Source organism: Flaviramulus aquimarinus (genome assembly GCF_039543205.1).
GTDB classification, from domain to species: Bacteria; Bacteroidota; Bacteroidia; order Flavobacteriales; family Flavobacteriaceae; genus Flaviramulus_B; species Flaviramulus_B aquimarinus.
This window is the reverse complement of the sequence record NZ_BAABJH010000001.1, coordinates 314,349-335,928: the sequence shown is the minus strand read 5'-3', so window position 1 is coordinate 335,928 and position 21,580 is coordinate 314,349. Positions and strand designations below refer to the sequence as shown.

Sequence of the window (21,580 nt, the reverse complement as noted above, 5' to 3'; positions counted from 1 at the left end):
AATTATAGCTGTTGTTAGTAGCGCGCTTACCTTGCTTTCAAACCGTCTAATTTCCGCTGAAAAAATACATTATCCATAGGATTACTTAAAAAACCATCAGGTAAATTATTCTTTGAAATTCTCTGGAACCCATTTTTAAGATAAAACTTATGGGCACCTATAAATTGGTCCATTGTCCCAAGATAAATTTGTTCAATTCCGTTTTTAATACACCAATTAAATGAGGTTTGGAGTAATGAATTTGACACACCAAATATTTTCCCACGAAACGATTTTTTCAGAAACATTTTTTTCAAAATGGCAAATTCCTTCTTTATTTTAACAACTCCAATAGTCCCGATTACTTCATTATTATTTATTGCCACCCAATAATTATTAGGGATAAGCGGAGTTGATTTTGTTGGTTTTGAAGAGATGGGTTGATTAAATTCCAAAGCAATTTCTTTGATCATTTGATCAATATCTGATTGATGAAAGTTCTGGTAAGTAACAATCTTTATTTGGTTGTTTTTTATTCTTTCCATTAAATTTTAACGACTTGGTTATGCTTGCTGCCAACGGTCTCGTTTATAAGTAGTTGCGTGGTTTGTTACTAAATTTTCCAAGGTAGGCGAGAACAAGTCATTACTTATAGCTATCTTAAGTTTGTTTCTTTATTTACAGTTTTTATTTTTTAATAATTCTATAGGTTCTTGCATTTCCCTTTTCAAATTAGATAAATGTTGTTTCTGTCTGATTAGCATAGCAATATAAAAGACAAGATTATCTTGAAACTTTACGAATATTGAATTATTGGGCTCATTTGTCCAATCATTTTTTGGCAATAGGTCTAATAGTTCTTTGTCGAGCTCTTGATTCAGGTAATCAATATCTTGATATCCAAAATCACCTATTAATTCAAAATCACTCATTCTTTTAAGAATTTCATTCCTATTTTCTTGAAGTAGATTTAAAATATTATTCAAAAATGTACTATGCTGAATTAGTCTATTTTTAAGTTCTAAATCCGTCAACAATTTTAACTGTCCCGACGATGTTATGTCTTCAAAAGCAATATTGCTGGGTACAAAAACGTCTTGTCTTAAAGCAAGTACAAATTTATTAAGTATTTCACCTCTGTCATTAGGTTGGTTGTTTAAATCTATTATCAGCTCTTTACAAAGCTTTATTTTATCAGTTGCGAGTTTAGAAGTTTCATCAATCAATTTTTCATTTAACTCAAAATCGTCTAAAATTCTACAGTAATAATCAGCTTCGGCAATTTTATTTTTCCGGTTTTCATTCCAATTATTAATCTGCAAAGCAATTAAAATTCCAATAACGACAAGAATGATTTCTCCAATGGCATATTTAAAATACTTTTCGGTCTTTCCTTCTGAAAGTAAATTTTGTCTAATTTTCCTAAAGAATTTTATCATTGATTAATGTTTAGTCATAATGAAGCACAACGGTCTTGTGTATGGCTCGTTGCGGAAAATTAGCTATGATTTTCCGCCGTGACCGAAAGATAGCAAATTGCAGCTGAATTCCTAATCGGAATTCATTGCAATTTGCTATACACGTGTATAAGTAATAGCGATTTGAGTTATAATTCAAATTGCTATTCTTTTTTATTTTGTAAATTACTTTCCGAAAAGTAGTACACTAAAACTCGCTACTATTCATACACAATACCGTTAGCTTTAATGCAAGAGCAAGTTTGCGGAATTTAAATTCTCATTAATAAAATGGAACAAAATAAACTTAAAGAATTAACAAACGAGGAATTATTGAAAGAAGCGAAAAAGTTAAAATCCGCAAATATCATAGATGCAACTTTGATAGGAGTTTTAATTGGAATTTTAATTTACAGTATTTTTAAAGGTAATTTTAGCTTCTTCTTTGGACTAATACTTTTATACGCAATCTATAAATTGGCTAATAAAAACAAGTATAAAAAAGGGGCAATTGAAAGCCTTTTAAAGGAACGAAATTTAAAATAAAGATACGATTTAACAAGTCACTGAATTGCTCACTCAAAATCGGAATTGAAAAACATCTTAATTTACTCAAACTCGAAAAAACATATATTGCGAAATCAAAGAAAACTGAATGAATTATACAGCGAAAAAAAGCACTAAAAGCTAACAACGTTGTTATAGACAGTTATTTGTCTTTTCTCTGATAATAAGTTATGATACTTGCTTTAGCTAACGTATTGTTCCATAAGTAATATCCAACAATTGCGGGATTAGTATTTTTATTTAATCCAAGTTTATCAGTTTTTAGTGCGTAAACTGTAATAACATATTGATGTAAACCATGACCTTCTGGTGGACATGGACCTCCATAACCATTTGCACCATAATCAGTTATACTTTGTATAATTCCTTCGGGTGTTAGATTCAATTTTGTATTACCTGCTCCAGATTGTAGTTCATTAGTATCTACGGGAATATCAAACACTACCCAATGCCACCAACCACTGCCAGTAGGTGCGTCTGGATCATACATAGTTACCGCAAAACTTTTAGTGCCTTCTGGTGCATTTTTCCATGATAATTGAGGCGATTGGTTTTTTCCAGTACAACCAAAGCCATTAAATTCTTCATTAATTGTTGCTTCTCCTCCTAGATCATTACTAGATAAGGTAAATGTGTTTTGACTAAAAACTGAACTTGAAAAAGTAATTAGGGCAATTAAGATTTGAAATGATTTTTTCATAATATTTGTTTTTAAATTATAAAGACAAAATTAAGAGGGATTGCAATAATTCTTGTGTTTGATTTAGTTCAAAAAGTATTGATAGAAGTTCAACTTGATTGATACTGTTTTGGTGTTACCCCAAATTTTATTTTAAAAGCTTGAATAAAGTTAGAGAGGTTCTCATATCCAATTTCTTCAAAAATATCTGAAGGTCTTTTTGATTCATTTTTTAATAGGAAGGCTGAATATTCAAGTCTCTTTTCCTGAAACCACTTGCTAGGTGAACTGTGAAAGTTTTTCTCAAATTCTCTTTTGAACGTAGATACACTCATGTTTGAGAGAAATGAAAGTTCTTTGATTGTTAGTTTATTTAATCTATTACTTTCTATTGTTTGGATAAATTTCTGGTTTTGATTGTTATTATTGTTAACCAAGGAATAAAGAAAATCTATACCATTTATGTCCATTATATATAGCATTATTTCTTCAAACTTTGTGTTTAAAATGTTTTCTTGAACAGATTTTGAAAGCTTTGATATATCTAATAGGCTGTTAACGAATCTTTTTATAAATGAATCGTAATTAAACGAATATGTTGAGTAAAATGTTTTGGAATTAGATGTTTTTAATTTAAATTTTCTTATAAATTTCAATACATCTTCGTTGGAAAAGAAAAATAGAATACTTCGATAATATTCTGAATCGTTAGAAAGCTTTTCCGTCATTAAACAATGTCCAGATTTCATCAATAGAAATTGAGAATTGTCTATTGCGTATGTGGAATTGTCAAAAAATACTTCTTTGGTTCCTTCCTGAAGAAAGCTAAACGTATTTTTATTTAATAAAATTTGTTGTTTTGATATTTCAGTAATGCTTTCATAGTCATAAATCATAATAGACTTGGAACTCAAGTTTAATTCATCTGGTAAGGTAATTGTCTTCATTTAGTTCTAATTCTCTCTAGGTTGTTGTAAACTGTTTATTAAAATATTTTAGAAATAAAAAAACCTATTATAAATGATATCGGAATAGATATTATACATAAACTTATCTTAGAAACATCAATTAAATTTTGGTTCTCTTTTTTCTTTCCTCTAAATAAGAGGAATATTAAAACAATTATCACTAATGCAAGTATAAGTGATATAAATAATAAAAATAGGATTTCAACACCACCTGTTCCAGTTCCTAAATTATTTTCATGTATAAACCCTAATATAAATCCAAAAGTGCTCAATAAAATTGATATTAGTAAGGTGTACTTCTTTTTTGATGCTTTTCTGATACTTTTTCCTTCTTTGGATACTTGATTTTTTTCTGAATTATTAAACCATTGGTTTGAGCTCTTATTGAATAATAAATTAAGTATTATTATAACAATTATTAGGAGTATTGCTGTAATTGGAGATATAAATAATGTATCGCGCCATAAGACTTCTGTTATAAAAGAATAAAATAAACTTAGCGCATTCAACACAAATATTACTAACAACATCAATTTAGCCCAAATTTTACGCTTTTTAATTTTAAAGATTAAAACCCCAATTAGTATAACCTCTAAAACATAGCGAGTAATAGAGTCTGGGTCTAAACTCTTTTCTGAAAATATTGCTAATGTAATGAGTTTAATAAGCCTAAAAAAAAGATAAATAAATATCAATTTCAGGGAATTTTTAAGCTTATTTGGTATTTTTACTAATGGCAAATTTTCAGTTTTCATTTATTATAATTTTTTGGATGTCATTTTTTTTCTTTTCAAAATGGTTATGACTATTCCTATAATTATTATAATAATTGATGGGTAAAAAAGAAAAAACTCAAAAAAACCAAAAATTAGGTGGATGATATCGTTCAATATTGTGTGATTCGACGAAGGAATAAAGCGTACAATTAATAATGAACTTTTACTTAAGATTAATGCACTAATCCCAATACTTAGGAATTGATTTATTTTAAATTTTGATTGTATCAGTTTATTAATAGAAACAATAAATCCAACAGCCGTGAATAGTACAGCTGGAATCATTGTAAATATTGTCCATAGCATAGAAAATAATCCCTGTAATTGCCCTCTATTACCAGAAGGTAATTCCTTAATAAATAGAAAAGGGGCAAAACTTATTGTCAGTAATAATAATCCTATTATTAATAGAGTTAAGCTTTTAATTTTTTTTAATTTTCTTATAATAATTCTTTGTATTTTGATCGCTTAGCAAGGATTTAAGTGAATTGTTTACAACGGTCTCGTCTATTGTTTCGTTACAAAATGGCACGCAGTGTTATTCCGTCATGACCAAGCCTTTACTGCAAGATAGGGGTTTTCGATAGAAAATTCCGCCGTAATGAATTATAGCCATTGTTGGCATTAGTTATTTTTTATTTCAGAATCAATATTCACCCATTTAACTTTCCAATTATTTCCCAAATGCTCTCCAGTAGTAAAAAAGAGAAATTTGTTATCTGGTGTAACATATGGGTTGCCTTGTCCTTTATTATTTATTTCGGTATTCAATTTTTTTGTATTTATCCACTTACCTTTTCCATTATTATAACTAATCATTAAGTCAAGTTCATTTCCAATTGCAGCAAACATCAAATAATCTTCTTTTGGCGAAATATATGGCGTACATTTTGCCAATTTAGAATCTATTAGAATTTTTTCCGCATCTTTAAATTTTCCATTTATATTTTTTGAGTGATAAATATCCATTCCACTATAATCTAAATTGCTTGAGTGAAAATATAAAGTTCCAGAATTAGTAATTGTAGGATGAGAAACCAATTTGTTTCTCAAATTTGGGATGTCGACAAAAACAGGTTCAGTCCAATTTCCGTTAAGCTTTTCTGATTTCCAAATATGCCAGGTTTTTGGAATTCTATCAATATCAACTGGTCTTGTTGAACTAAAATAAAGAGTATTTCCATTGGGAGAAAAGCTCATTCCGTGATCATTATGTTCACTGTTAAAGAAAGCTTTTTTTGGTTCAGTCCAAACTCCATTATTTTTCTCTATACTAAACACATCAAAATTTTCAAAACTCTTATTGGATAATGTATAGTAATATTCTTTTAAGTCAGGACTAAACACTCCCTTATGGATTATCTTATTTTCGGGAATTATTCCCTCTTTAAATTCAATTGGAATATCATTCGGAATTTCTCCAGTTAAAAATTTCATTTTAGTTTTTTCGATTTGATTTTCACAACTTAAAAAGGCAATTGCTAATAATAAAACGAATTTGAATTTGTTCATTCCTCTAATTAATGCCAACAACGTGTTTGTATATGGTTTGTTACGTTTTTTATGCACCTAATTTAGTAAATAATTACTGAATAAAAAGTCTGCGAGGACTTTCGTAAGTAGGCAAGAAGCAAGCAATAAATTATATACGGCTTGTACTTAGCTCTTTTTTTTACTAACAATTTTTATCCAAATAATAACCCCAAGAATAGTTCCAATTACAGCGCCACTAAAATTAGAAGCCCCTCCATTGCCTGTTGGCCCTGATAATCCTCCTGCAGCAAAACCAAGGTAACATCCTAGAATTATAAATACTATTAGCAAAAGCAAATTTTTAAAAAATTTTAGAATAGAATTGAATTTATTGGGATTAGAATCAATATTTAATTCATTTAAATCAGAGTTCATATTTTTTTTATTTGACATTCCAATCCATAGTCCTATATAAATAATTAATCCAATTATGAAAAATAAGGTTAAGATGAAAAAAACAAAACGAATAATAATTACAGATTTATCAAAATAATCAGCTAAACCTGAGCAAACTCCTGCGAAAACATTGTCGTTAGTATTTCGATATAACTTTTTAGTAGAATTGTTCTTTTTTAGTTTTAAGTCAACATCAGATTTATTGTTAGATGTTAATATAGTATGATTTTTTTTTTGGTTATTCATTTAGTTAGTATTAAGTACAACGGTCTTATATATGGAAAGTGGTAGATTAAATATCTATACATTTCCGATAGACGAAAGATAATGAAAAAGCGCAAACCATATGGCTTGCGCTAATCCTGCTATTTTTTATATGCGGTGTTGTGCTTAGTATTATATTTAGGTTGATTTTTTTTTTAGTTTAATTTGTAAATTAATTAGAGCATTTTTCCAGCCGTTTCAGCTTCAGCATCTTTGTTGCGACCCATTATTGAACCAATTACCATTCCACCAATTAAACCTAGAGAAATTCCTAGCGAGCGTTCTAAGTTAGATAAAATTGCAACTCCAAATAGTAAACCAAATACTAATCCTAATCCACCATAATAAGTTGTGTAATAACCTTTTGTAGTTAAAGAAAATGTGTCTTTTAAATATTTTTTAAAATCATTATTCGCTTTCTTAAAATATTTTTTTCTGTTCGCAGAGTTTGATTTTAAAGTTAAATTATCCAATTCCGTTTCTATAGATAGAATTTCATTTTTAAGTAAATCTTTCTTTTCTAAACTAGTTATGATTTGAATAAATTCATGGTAAACCTTTATCTCAGATTTTCTACTTGTCTCAGCTACTAAATTTTCAAAAAAGATCAACGCATTTTTTAGTGTCATAATTTTTAGTGTTTTCTTGGTTAGTGGCTTACACCAAAAAATATTACACTTAACACTTATTTTTTTTTGATAATTTTTAAAAAGTCATATAATCAAGACCTTTTAAGTAGTGTTCAGCTCCTTAAATTTTCTATATCAGCCATCAATTCTTCTAATTTTTTGAAGACCCTTCCATAAACAATGTTTAAATCCCATTTATAAATTCGATCTCCAAAAAACGCGAGAAAAACTAAAATCAAGAATGCTATTACGATTCCTATTAGTGGAACTCCAAATATTAAATATACATCTGGAAAACCAACAAGAATTTCACCTACAAGTCTTTCGCCCAAGGGCATACCTTCTACATCTTTAAACCAAAAGCCTAAAATCATAGACAGAAATATAATTGGGTACAAAAATCTTGATATTTTTTCATTGATTGCGACCTGTTTTTGTATCCACTCATTAAATGTCTTTAAATATTGATAACTACTTTCACCTTTGTCAATTTTATCTAATCCATTTAATAACACCTTGTTAATAAACACAAGAACAGAAAGAGTAATAAAAAATATAACACCTGTTATTGGTATGCCAACAAAAAATGAGATAATTAAGAAGACAAATGAGAATGCTATAATTGCAATCAAATTTATTTTAAACATGCGTTTAAATTTATCAATAATATGAATTGATTTTTGGTTGTATAGGTTGTTTATTTTAGGTGCTACTAATGCGTCACTCTTAAGAAAACCTTCTTTCCATATATTTTCAATTGATTTTTCCATCTAATATTTTTTTTAATCTAATTTTAATTCTTTTAACACGTATACCAATATTATTTGGGTTCGTACCTATAATTTCAGCGATTTCCTTTTGCGATTTTTCTTCTAAATAAAGCATAATGATTGCTCTATCGATTTCCGATAGTTTTCTAATAGCATCGTATAATAAATTTAGAGATTCGTCTGAAAACGCTAAGTTGTCTTCAGTTTTTGCAGTAGTTATAGAATCAGATACAAAATGTTGAACATTATTCTTCTTTTTCTTAAGTAAGGTTAAACAAACGTTTAATGAAATCCGATACACCCAAGTGCTCCATTGAGATTCTTCACGAAAGTTGTCTTTACTCCTCCAAATTTGTAAACACACTTCTTGGTAATAATCTTCAAAATCTTCTTGCGAGTTTGTATAAGCTCGACATAATTTGATGATTATTCCTGCAAACGGTAAAATGGATGTTTTATAAAAATCGCTACTCAATAGTGTTCTTTTAATTGGTTAGTGTCTTAAATTCGGAATTATTACAGGCAAATGGTAAAATTGTAAAAAGAATCTCTTTTGAGAGATATTAAGTACAAATTTTAGTATAAGAGCAGTAGTGAATAAATATACTTATAATACAAATAGCAAGATACTTAAAAAAGCAATAGCGCTTGAGAGTACACACAAACTGCTATTGCTTATATATTTCTTAAGTTTGTCTTTCATTAAATTAGATAACTAATAGAAAGAACAAAAGAGAGAAATAAGATTAGTATATACGGTGAAGCTTTAGACTTCGACAACATTGATAACCCTCTCTCTTTTACTACTAAGATTTCGTTCAGTTCTGTGAGACTTTAGATCTCGATTTCAAGTTGTTGAAACGTCAGTAGCTCGTTCTTTCCAAATTTCAATACTTATGAATAAATATAGTGAAATTTATGAACGGTTAGTCGCTAAAGGAAAGAGTAAAAAACTAGCGTTAATTGCAGTGGCAAATAAGTTATTAAAGCAGGCATTTGCTATTGCAAAATCTGGAAGACCTTATGATGAAAACTTTGTTTCTAGATTAGCTTAATATTGCTTGTTTTTTAACTCAGTTCTTTGTTGTACATAGTGCTTTTTAAATTTTTGTATTACTTATTCTATAATCAGTTTTTTAGATCCATTTCCTTTATCTGTTTTTATTTGCAGATAATAAAGACCTGTGTTTAAACTAGATGTATTAATAACGTGATTCCTACTCACCATTATTTGCTGACCTAAATTATTATAAATAAGAACTTCTTCTAGTTCTAAACCCGCTTTTAAGTCTATGGTAACCCTAGTTTTAGCAGGATTTGGATAAATTGAAAACTGTGATAAAACAAACTCACCTGAAGACAATAAAGCACTTAAATCATATACTCTTGCATGGCCTGAACCTAAGACACTACTACCATCGTTATTAACAGCGCCTATTGCAACTACAGAACCGTTTGATGATAAACTTACAGAATATCCTGACCAATCACCTGTTGCTTCACCATCAATATCGGTACCGATTTGATTCCAAGTGCCTGATTGATTTTCGTAAATACGCACATGTCCTGATTCTGATCCATTGCCATCATTCCAAATTGCTCCAATTGCAATTATAGAAGCATCTGAAGATAAATCTATATAAAATCCAAATAAATCACCTGTTGCTTCACTATCAATATCGGTACCGATTTGATTCCAAGTGCCTGATTGATTTTCGTAAACACGCACATGTCCTGATTCTGATCCATTGCCATCATTTCGCGGTGCTCCAATAGCAACTACATTACCATCTGATGATAGGCTTACCGACTTACCAAATTGATCACCGGCTGCCTCACCATCGATATCTTGACCTAACTGGATCCAATTATCAGACTGATTCTCATAAACACGAGCATATCCCGTTCCATTACTATCAACCATAGATGCTCCAATTGCCAATACAGTACCATCTGAATTTAAACTTATTGATCTGCCAAACCAATCATCTACTGCTTCTCCATATATATCAGAGCCTATTTGTGACCAAGTACCAGATTGATATTTAAAAATACTTACAAAACCAGTTCGGGATGGCACAAAACCACTCTCTGATTTACCAATAGCTAATATAGTGCCATCTGAAGATAAACTAACAGAGCTTGTACCTCCAATATCAGACGAAAAATCAAGAGTTGCTCCTATTTGAGTCCACACACCAGATTGATTTTCATAAATACGTACAGCCTTATCTGAAATAGCGCCAATAGCAACTATTGAGCCATCGGATGACAAGCTTATAGTCGACCCTGAAGCAGCTTCTGTACCTTCCCCATAAATATCAGAACCAATTTGAGTCCATACGCCAGATTGGTTAGCGTATAGGCGAACACTTCCTTGAGCGGTTGCATTTTCATAATTAAAAGGATCTCCTATGGCAAGGATAGTACCATCCGAAGATAAAGTTACTGAATAACCGCTACCAGCCTGCTCCAGTACACCATCAATATCCTGGCCTATTTGAGTTTGAGCGATTAAAAATAAAGGACATAATAAACTTAAGAGTAATAACTTTTTCATAATTGTATTTTGTTGGTTAAAAAAAATCGAATGTATGGTTTTTTTATGGAACAATATATACTCAATTTTGATTACATATTGTTTTAAATGTAAGGTTTTCAGCATTATTTACAACGTTGTTGTACAAGATTAGTTGCGATGTTTAAGTACTTAAGTTAGTAAATAATTACTGACAAAGAAAATCCGCGAGGATTTTCCTAAGCAAGCAAAAAGCAAGCAATTAATTTTGTACGGTGTTGTAAGTAGTTTTTATTTCACAAATTTCTCAATAATAAATGTTGTTGTATTTGTTCTTCCATATTCGCTAAATGTGAATGCTCCAGATTCTCTTGTAGAATTAATATTTAGGGAAATAAAAGTTCTTCTAGAGTTTCCCTTTGTTAGAATAAAAGAACCTTTTTTCGAAGGTAAAAATTCCTCCTTAATATAATGAGTTCCTTTTAATAACATAATATCTGGTATTTCTGATTTAAAAGTAAATCCTTTATCGGAAATATATAATTCAGCTTTATATTCAAGTTTAGAATAGTCTAAACCCTCAGATTTTAATATTTTCACATAATATTTTCCTTCAAAGTTTTTTAAATCACTTATGGAATCATATTTTTCTTTCAACTTATTTTGAATCTCTAAGTATTCTTTGTTTTTCCAACTAGTATTTAGTTCTTTATTTTTCGAAGCGTCAAACATATAGTTGTATTTGAAAAACACTTCACCATCTTTTAATTGGTTTTTTTTAATATACTTGACTAATTTGTCATAATTTTCATTTATAATTATTATTTCACGTATTTTAGTTTCCTTTTTGCTTTTAAGATTATCAAAGGAGATTAAAAGTTGTTGATGCTCACCTTTAACTAAATAATAATCCTTGTATTTATATTTTATAGAGGTTAAATTTCCTGAAAACTGTATTTCTTTCAAGTTTACAGAAAGAGTTTTTGATTCTAAATTTAGTTCTCCATCTAGATTTTCATTAATAAATGTTTGCGAATTTATTGAAAAGCTTAAAAGCAAAACTGTTATTGTTAATATTTTATTCATTTTTTCCCTGTTTTCTATATTTAGCAATAACTTAGTTGTATTTTTTTTCTATTTCGATAATTAATTTTTCAGCAACTTCTTTGTTCATATTTAAAGTAGCTTTTTCAGCGATTTGTTTTAGTTTTTTATCATTAAAATTAGCAACTTCTTTTTCAGTTTTTTCCATTAATGAAGTAAAAAATATTGCAGAATAATTTTCAACACGCTCGTAAAAACTTTCCAAAGTTTCAAAGTTTTGAAATGAGCCATTTTTAAATTCCTTAATCTTTAAAATCTCGGGGTCAACACTTTCGTGAGAATGTTTTAATGAGTTATTTATTAATCTTAATTCATTCACTTCTGTATATCCTTGGATTTTATTCAGAGGAATATTTTGTTTTTTAAAAAAGCGTTGAATATCATACCATTTAGGTTTTGAGGTTGGTAATTCTTTATAATGATGAAGTATCAATTTTTTAATATTTATTTCTAAATGTTTAAATGCATAAATTATTTTCATTTCAAACAAAGCTGTTAGTTCATCCTTAATAAACATTGCTGTTTCTATATCTTCTCTTATTTGAATATTAATGGAATGCCCTGTTTGGTTAGCTAATTCGTCTAAATAGTTGAATTTTTCTGTATTTGAAGTCTCTAATTCATTCCAATATTTATAGTCATTATATTGTTTTTCACGTTCTAATTTTAATTCTTCAATTAAATCATTGACTGCTCCATCAAATTTATTAATTGCTTGATTCAGAATATTAACATTTATTTTAGATAATTCATTCATTAATGATTTATTTTTTTTAATTACTTACAACGGTCTCGGCTATGAGTAGTTGCGTGGGTTAGTGTTTAACTTTGTAAGTACACACCAAACTGAAAATCCGCGAGGATTTTCAGAAGTAGGCGAGAACCAGCAATTACTTATAGCCATTGTTGTGGGTAGTGTTTATTTTTCTTTCTTTTCCTCTTCGTCTTTAATTGTGTATTTCTCAAGAAGTAACTGTTGTTCCTTTTCCTCAAGCTTTTTCCAACGTTCCCTTACTATTGCCGTTTCTGTTCTTAATTCTGTCGAAATATCTATTTCATCCTCTTCCTCTGGTGCTGGTGGTGTTAAAAGTTTGATTTCGTTTCCTCTAACAATGTGCTCAGTTATTACTTTGGCAACTTCATCGGCTTTTTTTGTAGCGCCTGTCTTCAATGGTGGTGAATCAGATTCTAAATTCTCTTTATGTTGCTCTAATGCCAATTGTTTGATTGATTCCTTAATATTATCTAACATTAATTTTTCCCTTTCTTTTTCAGTCTCAATAAGCTTTTTATTGCCCATATACGAAGCTATAATCTCTTTGGCAGTTTTAGATTTATAAGCAAGGTATGCTCCATAAACTTTTAAACCTGTTTTTAGAAGTTCGGTTAAATCTATGGCTACATCAAAATCAATATTAAAAATCACATCAATAGAGCCATTTTGTATTTCAACAAGTGAAATTTCTTTTGGTGATTCCTTTTTTAATAATGTATGATAAACTAAAAGTGTCCTATTCCATCTTTGTAAAACTCTTGAAAATTCTTTTAAACTTCCAGTAGATTGCAAGTCTTTAAATATCAAAGACATTACAGCTTGTTCCTCATCGCTTTCATACTCATTTTCTTCCGAAACGTATTTCTCAAAAGTTGTTTTTACTGTATTTAATTCAGTTTCATTAGACTGAATACCTTTCTGAAGTTGGTTTAGTATTGTGTTGAATTTTTGAAAATATTGTTGTCCGTTTATTTCTTTATCTGCATCTAAATTCTCTAATTCTTCTAAAGTATTTAAAGAAGTAAAAGGTTCATTTTGTCGTAAGACACCATTTAATTCATTGTTTAACGAATTGTTTTCAAAGTAAATAAGGTTAGATTTTATATTCTCGGAAAGCCCTTTCATAAAAACTAAATTCTGATTTTGAGATTGTGCGATTGATTGTTTATTATCAATAACATCTCTTTTAAAACCAGAATCAATTACTAATTCTTTGAAGATTTTTATTTTGTTAAGTAAACTTTCTACATTCATTTATTTTCAATTTGTTTTCGTTTTTCACATTACCCACAACGGTCTCGTATAAGAATAGTAGCGGGTTTCAAGGCACTTCCCTTTCAGTTTAACACTAAACTTTTTTCAAAGACACTCACTTTGAATTGGCTACTTAAACCGCTATTATTTTTATACAATGTTAGAGGTAGTTAATCTTTAAGCACCCTAATTCCTTTAGGAACAAAAGAGGACGAATAATTATAATTTTTAAATGTTAACTGTTTTACTTTTTTATCTTTTACAGACATTATATATATATGATGATTATTACCTTTATTCCCTCTTTCAAAAACAATACTCTCATTATCAGTAGACCATCTTGGTCTCATGTCCATTAAAGGATTGTTAGTAAGTCTTAGTGTAGACTTGTTTTTTATGTTTAATGTATAAATTTCTAAATTCCCATCTCTATCTCCATAATAGAGTATTTTTGTTAAATCATTTGATAATTGAGGCATTAGTTTATTATCAGAACCATTGGTGATAATCTCTTCATTTGATCCATCTGGTTTGCATCTTACAATTTGATAGATGCCATCAATTTTTGAAGAATAGTAAATTAGATTATCCAAACCCCAAGAAGGCATTGTGTTAGAATTCTTTTTGTTGGAAATATTTTTAAGATTTTCTCCCTCTCTATTCATTGTATAAATATCATCATTCCCATCTCTTGTTGAGACAAAAACGATGTGCTTTCCATCTGGCGACCAAGATGGACTGTATTCTGCACTATTGGAGTTTGTTAATTGTTTAAACTCATTTTTTTCAATATCTAACAGCCAAATTTTCCACCATCCAACTCGCTCTGAAGTGAAGACCATAAATCTCCCGTCCTGTGAAATCATTGGGCTACTGTCTTTTCTATTATGATTAGTGACTTGTTTTAACTTCCCTTCCTTGTTTATTAAAAATATATTGTCATTATTATTTACTTGTTTCGTGAATAGTATCTCATTTTCTTGTCCAAATAATTGGGAAGATATTAGTACTACTAAGAATGTTAATCTAATCATTGTGTATGTTTTTTAATTACCTCTAACGGTGAGTATATGCAAAGTAGGCGATTGCGGGCTTCAAACCTAACAAACCGTTACAAAGTTGAAGCGGGCTACAACCGTTGGAATAACTACTGTCGCGCCTATTTTGTATATACATTGTTAGAAACAGTATTTATCCAATTTTCAATCGTTTCTAAATAATCAGGATGCAATTTAGACCAATAAGGAAAATCACTTTCACCAATATTATACATTGAATGTGAGGCCCCCTCTAATAACACGGTTTTATAATTATCATTACCTGATTTTGTCAGTGCCGCTGAAATGATTTCATTACTATTTGCAGGTATTATTTCATCACTTGTCCCTTGCAGAATCAAGATTGGGTGTTTTGTTCTTTGAAAGTAAGGAATGGGACTGTAGAGAAGCTTTTTATCTATTTGGACCTCATCCAGATTTGGCACCCATACATTGGCAAACCATGAATTAGATTTTGCATTATCTATGGCCTTTTCTAAATCTGTTCTGGATAATTTACCTGCTATAAATTCAAAAACCTTTCGTTGAAATTTAGTTGCGGCTTCAATTTCATTTCCGAATATTTCTGCATTTCTATTTTTCCAATAATTTAAATCACTTTCGAGCAATGAAACTCCGGGGCAACTTACGGCAACACCATATTCCAGACTTTCTAATTCATTTAAGACATACGGTATTTTAGTAGCTCCCTGGCTACTACCTTTAATTCCAATGTTCGTAAGAGAAATACCTGTCTTATCAGAAAAAAACTTAATTGCATTGATATCATCCTTCACAAGTTCTTCAATCGTAGCTATTTGCCAATCGCCTTCCGAATTTCCAGTCCCTCTTTTGTCATAATGAAATGTTGTAAATCCCCTTTGTGCAAATAACTTAGCCTCTGCTCTTGAGGCACTCCGGTCTGCATTACCAGATGAAGTCAGAATTACTATTGCCTTATTCCCTTTATTTTTAGGATACCAAATAGTTCCATTTATTTTCAATTCATTGGATTCGAAACTAACATCTTCATTTTTGGGATTTTGGTTATTACTCAGCAACTCCTTTTCTAAAGTGTAAGGAACTGTAATTGAGTCTACAGTAAGAACTCCCTGAAGTTTGCTGTTATTTTCAATCCATTTGTTTTTAAAGGAATATGTATAAAAATCACTTTGCAATTTAAACTTTATAGAATCACCAATTGATTCGATAACTTGAAAAGGAATTCGATTTGCATTTTGTTCTAAACTCGAGAAAAAAACCTTGAAGCTGGCAGAATCTTGTTCAATTTCAAAGTTTATCTTATCTGAAAAATTTCCGTATTCAAATACACCGCTAAAACTTCCTGTCTTGTCTCCATTATTAATCTCCTTTTTTGAGCTACAAGAAAATATTCCAAATGATATGAAGATGATTATTATCCTTTTCATGTGTTAATTTTTAAATGTTCAGTTTCACTTTATATTGTTTCTAACAATTGTATAACAGCACATTCTATTCGTAAAGTTGCTGTTATATCGCTTATAAATGCAATGTATTACTTTTCAACAAAGAATCCAAGGGACTTATGACGGTTTTGTTGTTAATTTCTATGGTTTTGGTATAGATCTCAGTGGTTTTAGGAGAATTATGCCCCAGCATATTTTGTAAGTGACGTATGTTTACATTGTTTTCAATACAATGTGTTGCAAAAGAGTGTCTCAAAGTATGTACAGTAGCCCATGGGTTGGAATTTGTTTCTTTAACCGATTTTCTAAAAATGGCTCTTATACTAGTGGTACTGTATTGCCCTCCTGATTGTCCTTCAAACAGCCAGTATGAAGGCTTGTACTGTTTGTAATAAGCTCTGAGTAATATTACCAAATGCTCTGATAAAATAGTTTTTCGGTCTTTTTTGCCTTTACTATCTTTAATAAATAAATAACCATCATTAGAGTTTACGTCTGAAATGCGTAAATTTATGAGTTCGGAAATTCGTAGTCCGGAACCATATATGGTGTTTAGAATGGCTCGATGTTTAATGTTTTTAGGATGTTGAATTATTTTTAAAACTTCAATTTTACTCAATACATTTGGTATACTTCTGGCTTTTTTTGGCCTCTGTATATCATAATATTCTCTGGGCATTTTTAATACATGTTCATAGTAAGCCTTTATGGCGTTTATGATTTGATTTTGGTAGCATTCGCTAACCTTACTTTTCTTTATCAGTTCATAAACAAAACCCTCTATATCTTCTTTATTTACTTGCTTAAGATCTCTCTGCATAAATTTACTTAAAAAAACGGCAAACATTTTTTTATATATTCTAATGCTAGAGACGCTATATTGTTTTAGGACTAAGGCTTTTTCTAAGTTATAAAGTGCTTCCATAGCATTGGCGTTTAATGGTACCTTAGGGACAGGGGCAAATTTAATATCCTTTACCACTTTATAATCTGAACCGCATAGTTTTTTTAGATGTTCGAAATTTTGAGCAGTATTTACTACAGACCATAATTTTTGATTTGGATGCCAAAAACTTCCATTCATTTTTTTAACAGCTTCCCTTAAAGCATGTAAGCTATAGGGGATAAAAATTTTAATCCGTTTGGCTCCTTTGATAGGTTGATAAATGGATGCTTGCATTAAAGTATTTATTTTGATGAATAAACTTATAAAAAAAGTAAGACTAAAATTTTTTTATTAGATAATAAAAGTATATTAACCGTTAGAAACGAATAATTTTATTGTACTTACAATCAATTTGTTGTGATTTTAAACTATTGAATTATCTAAAAAAAACACTAAATGAAATGTAAAATTTGTAGTAATCGTATTGTAGGAAGAAAAGATAAGATATTTTGTTCTGTAAGATGTAAAAATTACTATCATGTTAACCTAAGGAAAGCCACCGCAATGGTTGTAAAAGAATTGGATATTATATTACATAGAAATAGGAGTATCCTTTTGGAGATTATGGGCAAGAAAAAAACACAATGTAAAGTAGCCCGTGTTGTACTTGAAAAAAAGAAATTCAGATTCAAGTATCATACACACCAGAATATAAATAGTAAAGGTAAGACCTATCATTACCTTTATGATTTTGCTTGGATGGAGTTTTCCAATGATGAAATATTAATAGTAAAGCAACCATTGGTTCTAAAAAAGAAGTAGTTATTACTTTAATATGGTATTCTTTTAAAAAAAGGATAAAACCAAAAACATGTAGTGGTTTTATCCTATTGATTTAATGATATTCCTATTCTGAAACCGAATAGGGTTTTCTGTTTTTTGAAAGCGTTTACTGTATTGCTAGTTTTAAGAACAGTATTTACCATATTAATATGGAGCTATACTTATACCATAAGCATTGAAAGTAAGCATATTTCTTGCATTAATGTTTAATGTGCAAATTAATCCTCAACCAAAACCCATTCGCCTTTAGCAATTAAAGGTTCAGCTTGTTTGTATTTAAGGGTTTTGTTTTCACCATTAATAACATGTTTAATGGTAACACGGTCATTACGTCCAATTTTTGGTTTGTCGCGTACAATAGTTTCCACGACTTCTTGTTGACGTTGCGTTTTGCCTGCGGCTCTGTTTTGTGCCGAACGCTCATCTAAATTAGGGATTTCGTCTTTTTGGGTTTTAAGATTTTCCTTTTTACGGGTTTGTCTGGCCTCTTGAATAGTGTTTTGTGTTTCTTGTGGTAACTCGCCTTTAAATAAGAATGAAATAACGTCTTTATTTACTTGGTCAATCATGCTTTTAAACAATTCAAAAGCTTCAAACTTATAAATTAATAAAGGGTCTTTTTGTTCGTGAACCGCTAATTGTACCGATTGTTTTAACTCATCCATTTTGCGTAAATGGGTTTTCCAGGCATCATCGATTATAGCCAGCGTTATATTCTTTTCAAAATCGGTAATTAATTGCTTACCATTAGTTTCATAAGCCTTTTCAAGGTCGGTAACCACATTTAAGGTTTTTATACCATCGGTAAAAGGCACTACAATACGCTTAAATTTATCGCGCTGTGTTTCATATACATTTTTAATTACAGGGAATGCTATATCTGCATTACGTTCCATTTTTGCTCTGTAATGCTCGAAAGCCCCTTTGTATATTTTAGAAGTGATTTCTTGAGCTGATAACTTTCCGAATTCGTCTTCAGAAATGGGTGCACTCATTGAAAAATAACGAATCAATTCAAACTCAAAATTTTTATAATCGTTAGCATCTTTGTTAGTTTCTGCAATACCCTCTGAGGTATCAAAAATCATATTGGCTAAATCTACACGTAAACGTTCACCGTTTAAAGCATTGTAACGTCGTTTATAAACGACCTCACGTTGTGCGTTCATCACATCATCATATTCTAACAAACGCTTACGAACACCAAACTGGTTTTCTTCAACTTTTTTCTGAGCACGTTCAATAGATTTTGAAATCATAGAATGCTGAATCACTTCGCCTTCTTTCAACCCCATTTTATCCATCATTTTTGCAATACGCTCAGAACCAAATAAGCGCATTAAATTATCTTCTAAAGACACATAAAACTGTGAGCTTCCTGGGTCTCCTTGACGTCCTGCACGACCACGTAACTGGCGATCCACACGACGTGAATCATGACGTTCTGTACCAACGATAGCTAAACCTCCAGCTTTTTTAACGTCCTCAGATAATTTAATATCTGTACCACGACCTGCCATATTGGTAGCTATGGTTACCTGTCCTGCATTACCAGCTTCGGCAACAATATCTGCTTCTCGTTTATGTTGTTTTGCATTTAATACATTGTGTGGTATTTTGCGAATGCTTAACATTTTACCAAGCAACTCGGAAATCTCAACCGATGTTGTTCCAATTAAAACTGGACGACCTGCTTGAGATAGTTTGGTTACTTCATCAATAACCGCATTGTATTTTTCACGTTTGGTTTTAAAAACTAAATCTTCTCTATCATCACGCGCAATAGGTCGATTGGTAGGCGTTTCAAGAACATCTAATTTGTAGATTTCCCAAAACTCACCAGCTTCTGTTAACGCTGTACCTGTCATACCAGATAGTTTGCGATACATTCTAAAATAATTTTGTAATGTTACTGTTGCAAATGTTTGTGTAGCATCTTCAATTTTCACATTTTCTTTGGCTTCAATGGCTTGGTGTAAACCGTCAGAATAACGACGACCATCCATAATACGACCTGTTTGTTCATCTACAATCATCACTTTATTATCCATCACCACATATTGGGTGTCTTTTTCAAATAAAGCATAGGCTTTAAGTAATTGACTTAGTGTATGTATGCGTTCGGATTTTAAACCAAACTCCTTAAACAAATCTTCTTTAAGTGTTGCTTCCTCTTCAGGCGAAAGACCTTGCTCTTCAATTTTAGCAACCTCAATACCTATTTCTGGTAAAATGAAAAAGTCTGGGTTATCTTTTCCAGAAATGTATTCAACACCTTTGTCTGTTAATTCAACTTGATTATTTTTTTCTTCAATAACATAGTATAATTCTGCATCAACCTTAGGCATTTCGCGGTTGTTGTCTTGCATGTAGAAATTCTCCGTTTTTTGGAGTAGTTGTTTAACACCTTCTTCAGATAAAAACTTAATGAGTGCTTTGTTTTTAGGAATACCTCTATAAACACGAAGTAGTTGAAAACCACCTTCTTTAGTATCGCCCTCTTTAATTAATTTCTTAGCTTCTGCCAAAACACCTGTTAAATATTTACGTTGTACAGAAACAATATCATCAACCTTAGGTTTTAATTCTGTAAATTCATGGCGATCCCCTTTAGGAATTGGGCCCGAAATAATCAATGGTGTACGTGCATCATCGACTAATACAGAATCGACTTCATCTATAATACCGTAGTGGTGTGGGCGCTGTACTAAATCATCTATCGAGTGCGCCATATTATCACGTAAGTAATCAAAACCAAATTCATTATTGGTACCATACGTTATATCAGCATTATAGGCTTTTCTTCGTGCTTCAGAGTTTGGTTGATGGTAATCAATACAATCAACACTCATGCCGTGGAACTGAAAAATAGGGGCCATCCAGGCACTATCACGTTTTGCTAAATAATCATTAACGGTTACTAAATGCACACCTTTTCCGGCTAGGGCATTTAAATACACTGGTAAGGTTGCTACTAAAGTTTTACCTTCACCCGTTTGCATTTCGGCAATTTTACCTTGGTGCATGGCAACACCGCCAATTAATTGAACATCGTAATGTATCATGTCCCAAGTAATAGGTTTTCCTGCAGCATCCCAAGAATTTGCCCAAATGGCTTTATCATTATCTAAAACCACATAATCCTTTTCTCCAGATAAGCTTCTGTCAAATTCGTTTGCAGTTACAGTAATAGAGGTGTTGTTTACAAAACGTTTTGCAGTCTCTTTTACCACAGCAAAAGCTTCAGGTAAAATAGTGTTTAAAACGTCTTCAGTAATTTTATAAGCTTCATCCTTTAACCTGTCAATTTGCTCGTAAATATCTTCACGCTTATCAATGTCTTCAGTAGTTTCGGCTTCTTGTGTTAAATTACTAATTTGTTTATCAACATCGGCATTGGCTTCTGCAATTTTTGCTTTAAACTCAGCTGTTTTTCCTCTTAACTCATCATGCGATAAGGCCCCTAAAGCTGCTTCAAAGGTTTTAATTTTATCAACTAGTGGCGATATGACTTTTACATCTTGTTTAGCTTTATCGCCAACAAACATTTTTAGTACAGAATTTAAAAAACTCATGAGTGTTTATTTTATATTTTATCTAGGATTTGCCTAGTTATTTTTCTTTAATTGTAATGTATTCAAAGATACATTTTTGAACAAAAAAAAAGTCTCAAATCGAGACTTTTTAACTGTTCTTT

20 protein-coding genes and 1 pseudogene are annotated in these 21,580 nt (G+C 30.6%); 3 read left to right on the top strand and 18 right to left on the bottom strand.

The window, feature by feature from the left end; genetic code table 11:
• Nucleotides 1-26: 26 nt before the first annotated feature.
• On the bottom strand, nucleotides 27-524 hold the full coding sequence (locus tag ABD941_RS01510) for a GNAT family N-acetyltransferase (protein ID WP_345272182.1): 498 nt from the start codon (nucleotides 522-524) through the stop codon (nucleotides 27-29).
• A gap of 129 nt (nucleotides 525-653) precedes the next feature.
• Complete coding sequence (locus ABD941_RS01505; protein ID WP_345272181.1) at nucleotides 654-1,418, bottom strand: DUF6090 family protein; 765 nt, start codon at nucleotides 1,416-1,418, stop codon at nucleotides 654-656.
• A 309-nt stretch (nucleotides 1,419-1,727) separates the two neighbouring features.
• On the opposite strand from ABD941_RS01505, the gene ABD941_RS01500 reads away from it, so the two are divergent.
• On the top strand, nucleotides 1,728-1,982 hold the full coding sequence (locus ABD941_RS01500) for an FUSC family protein (protein WP_345272180.1): 255 nt from the start codon (nucleotides 1,728-1,730) through the stop codon (nucleotides 1,980-1,982).
• Nucleotides 1,983-2,145: 163 nt separating this feature from the next.
• Here the strand turns inward: ABD941_RS01500 and ABD941_RS01495 are convergent, their stop codons facing one another.
• From ABD941_RS01495 to ABD941_RS01460, 8 genes are all read right to left on the bottom strand, one after another.
• Nucleotides 2,146-2,703, bottom strand: a complete 558-nt coding sequence (locus ABD941_RS01495; RefSeq protein WP_345272178.1) for a YbhB/YbcL family Raf kinase inhibitor-like protein — start codon at nucleotides 2,701-2,703, stop codon at nucleotides 2,146-2,148.
• A gap of 89 nt (nucleotides 2,704-2,792) precedes the next feature.
• Nucleotides 2,793-3,629: a helix-turn-helix domain-containing protein gene (locus ABD941_RS01490; RefSeq protein WP_345272177.1), complete on the bottom strand. Its 837-nt coding sequence runs from the start codon at nucleotides 3,627-3,629 to the stop codon at nucleotides 2,793-2,795.
• A gap of 38 nt (nucleotides 3,630-3,667) precedes the next feature.
• Nucleotides 3,668-4,405 carry a hypothetical protein gene (locus ABD941_RS01485; RefSeq protein WP_345272176.1) on the bottom strand — a complete coding sequence of 246 codons (738 nt, stop codon included), beginning with the start codon at nucleotides 4,403-4,405 and terminating at the stop codon, nucleotides 3,668-3,670.
• 645 nt (nucleotides 4,406-5,050) lie between these two features.
• Nucleotides 5,051-5,956: a TolB-like translocation protein gene (locus ABD941_RS01480; RefSeq protein WP_345272175.1), complete on the bottom strand. Its 906-nt coding sequence runs from the start codon at nucleotides 5,954-5,956 to the stop codon at nucleotides 5,051-5,053.
• 129 nt (nucleotides 5,957-6,085) lie between these two features.
• Nucleotides 6,086-6,601, bottom strand: coding sequence for a PspC domain-containing protein (locus tag ABD941_RS01475; RefSeq protein WP_345272174.1), 516 nt, complete (start codon nucleotides 6,599-6,601; stop codon nucleotides 6,086-6,088).
• A gap of 194 nt (nucleotides 6,602-6,795) precedes the next feature.
• Nucleotides 6,796-7,248 (bottom strand): hypothetical protein, encoded by a 453-nt coding sequence (locus tag ABD941_RS01470; RefSeq protein WP_345272173.1) that lies wholly within the window; start codon nucleotides 7,246-7,248, stop codon nucleotides 6,796-6,798.
• Between the two features lie 113 nt (nucleotides 7,249-7,361).
• Nucleotides 7,362-8,018: a hypothetical protein gene (locus ABD941_RS01465; protein WP_345272172.1), complete on the bottom strand. Its 657-nt coding sequence runs from the start codon at nucleotides 8,016-8,018 to the stop codon at nucleotides 7,362-7,364.
• The gene (locus ABD941_RS01460) at nucleotides 8,002-8,493 is read right to left on the bottom strand and encodes an RNA polymerase sigma factor (RefSeq protein ID WP_345272171.1); all 492 of its coding nucleotides are present in this window, start codon (nucleotides 8,491-8,493) and stop codon (nucleotides 8,002-8,004) included. Before ABD941_RS01460 ends, ABD941_RS01465 begins: the two co-directional genes overlap by 17 nt.
• A gap of 436 nt (nucleotides 8,494-8,929) precedes the next feature.
• Here ABD941_RS01460 and ABD941_RS01455 point away from each other — a divergent pair.
• A pseudogene (locus ABD941_RS01455) lies at nucleotides 8,930-9,073 on the top strand (IS110 family transposase); the annotation flags it as partial.
• Between the two features lie 62 nt (nucleotides 9,074-9,135).
• Here ABD941_RS01455 and ABD941_RS01450 read toward each other — a convergent pair.
• From ABD941_RS01450 to ABD941_RS01420, 7 genes are all read right to left on the bottom strand, one after another.
• Nucleotides 9,136-10,578: a T9SS type A sorting domain-containing protein gene (locus tag ABD941_RS01450; RefSeq protein WP_345272170.1), complete on the bottom strand. Its 1,443-nt coding sequence runs from the start codon at nucleotides 10,576-10,578 to the stop codon at nucleotides 9,136-9,138.
• A 249-nt stretch (nucleotides 10,579-10,827) separates the two neighbouring features.
• Complete coding sequence (locus ABD941_RS01445) at nucleotides 10,828-11,622, bottom strand: hypothetical protein (RefSeq protein WP_345272168.1); 795 nt, start codon at nucleotides 11,620-11,622, stop codon at nucleotides 10,828-10,830.
• 31 nt (nucleotides 11,623-11,653) lie between these two features.
• A complete protein-coding gene (locus ABD941_RS01440; protein ID WP_345272167.1) occupies nucleotides 11,654-12,397 on the bottom strand; it encodes a hypothetical protein in 744 nt (247 codons plus the stop codon).
• Nucleotides 12,398-12,559: 162 nt separating this feature from the next.
• Nucleotides 12,560-13,669, bottom strand: a complete 1,110-nt coding sequence (locus ABD941_RS01435; RefSeq protein ID WP_345272166.1) for a hypothetical protein — start codon at nucleotides 13,667-13,669, stop codon at nucleotides 12,560-12,562.
• A gap of 170 nt (nucleotides 13,670-13,839) precedes the next feature.
• Nucleotides 13,840-14,703 carry a DUF5050 domain-containing protein gene (locus ABD941_RS01430; protein WP_345272165.1) on the bottom strand — a complete coding sequence of 288 codons (864 nt, stop codon included), beginning with the start codon at nucleotides 14,701-14,703 and terminating at the stop codon, nucleotides 13,840-13,842.
• Between the two features lie 125 nt (nucleotides 14,704-14,828).
• A complete protein-coding gene (locus tag ABD941_RS01425; RefSeq protein ID WP_345272164.1) occupies nucleotides 14,829-16,136 on the bottom strand; it encodes an alpha/beta hydrolase family protein in 1,308 nt (435 codons plus the stop codon).
• 91 nt (nucleotides 16,137-16,227) lie between these two features.
• Nucleotides 16,228-17,334: a tyrosine-type recombinase/integrase gene (locus ABD941_RS01420; RefSeq protein WP_345272163.1), complete on the bottom strand. Its 1,107-nt coding sequence runs from the start codon at nucleotides 17,332-17,334 to the stop codon at nucleotides 16,228-16,230.
• Between the two features lie 270 nt (nucleotides 17,335-17,604).
• On the opposite strand from ABD941_RS01420, the gene ABD941_RS01415 reads away from it, so the two are divergent.
• Complete coding sequence (locus tag ABD941_RS01415) at nucleotides 17,605-17,862, top strand: hypothetical protein (protein WP_345272162.1); 258 nt, start codon at nucleotides 17,605-17,607, stop codon at nucleotides 17,860-17,862.
• Nucleotides 17,863-18,101: 239 nt separating this feature from the next.
• Here the strand turns inward: ABD941_RS01415 and secA are convergent, their stop codons facing one another.
• Entirely contained in the window at nucleotides 18,102-21,458 is a 3,357-nt protein-coding gene (secA, locus tag ABD941_RS01410; RefSeq protein ID WP_345272161.1) for a preprotein translocase subunit SecA, read from the bottom strand.
• Between the last annotated feature and the right edge of the window lie 122 nt (nucleotides 21,459-21,580).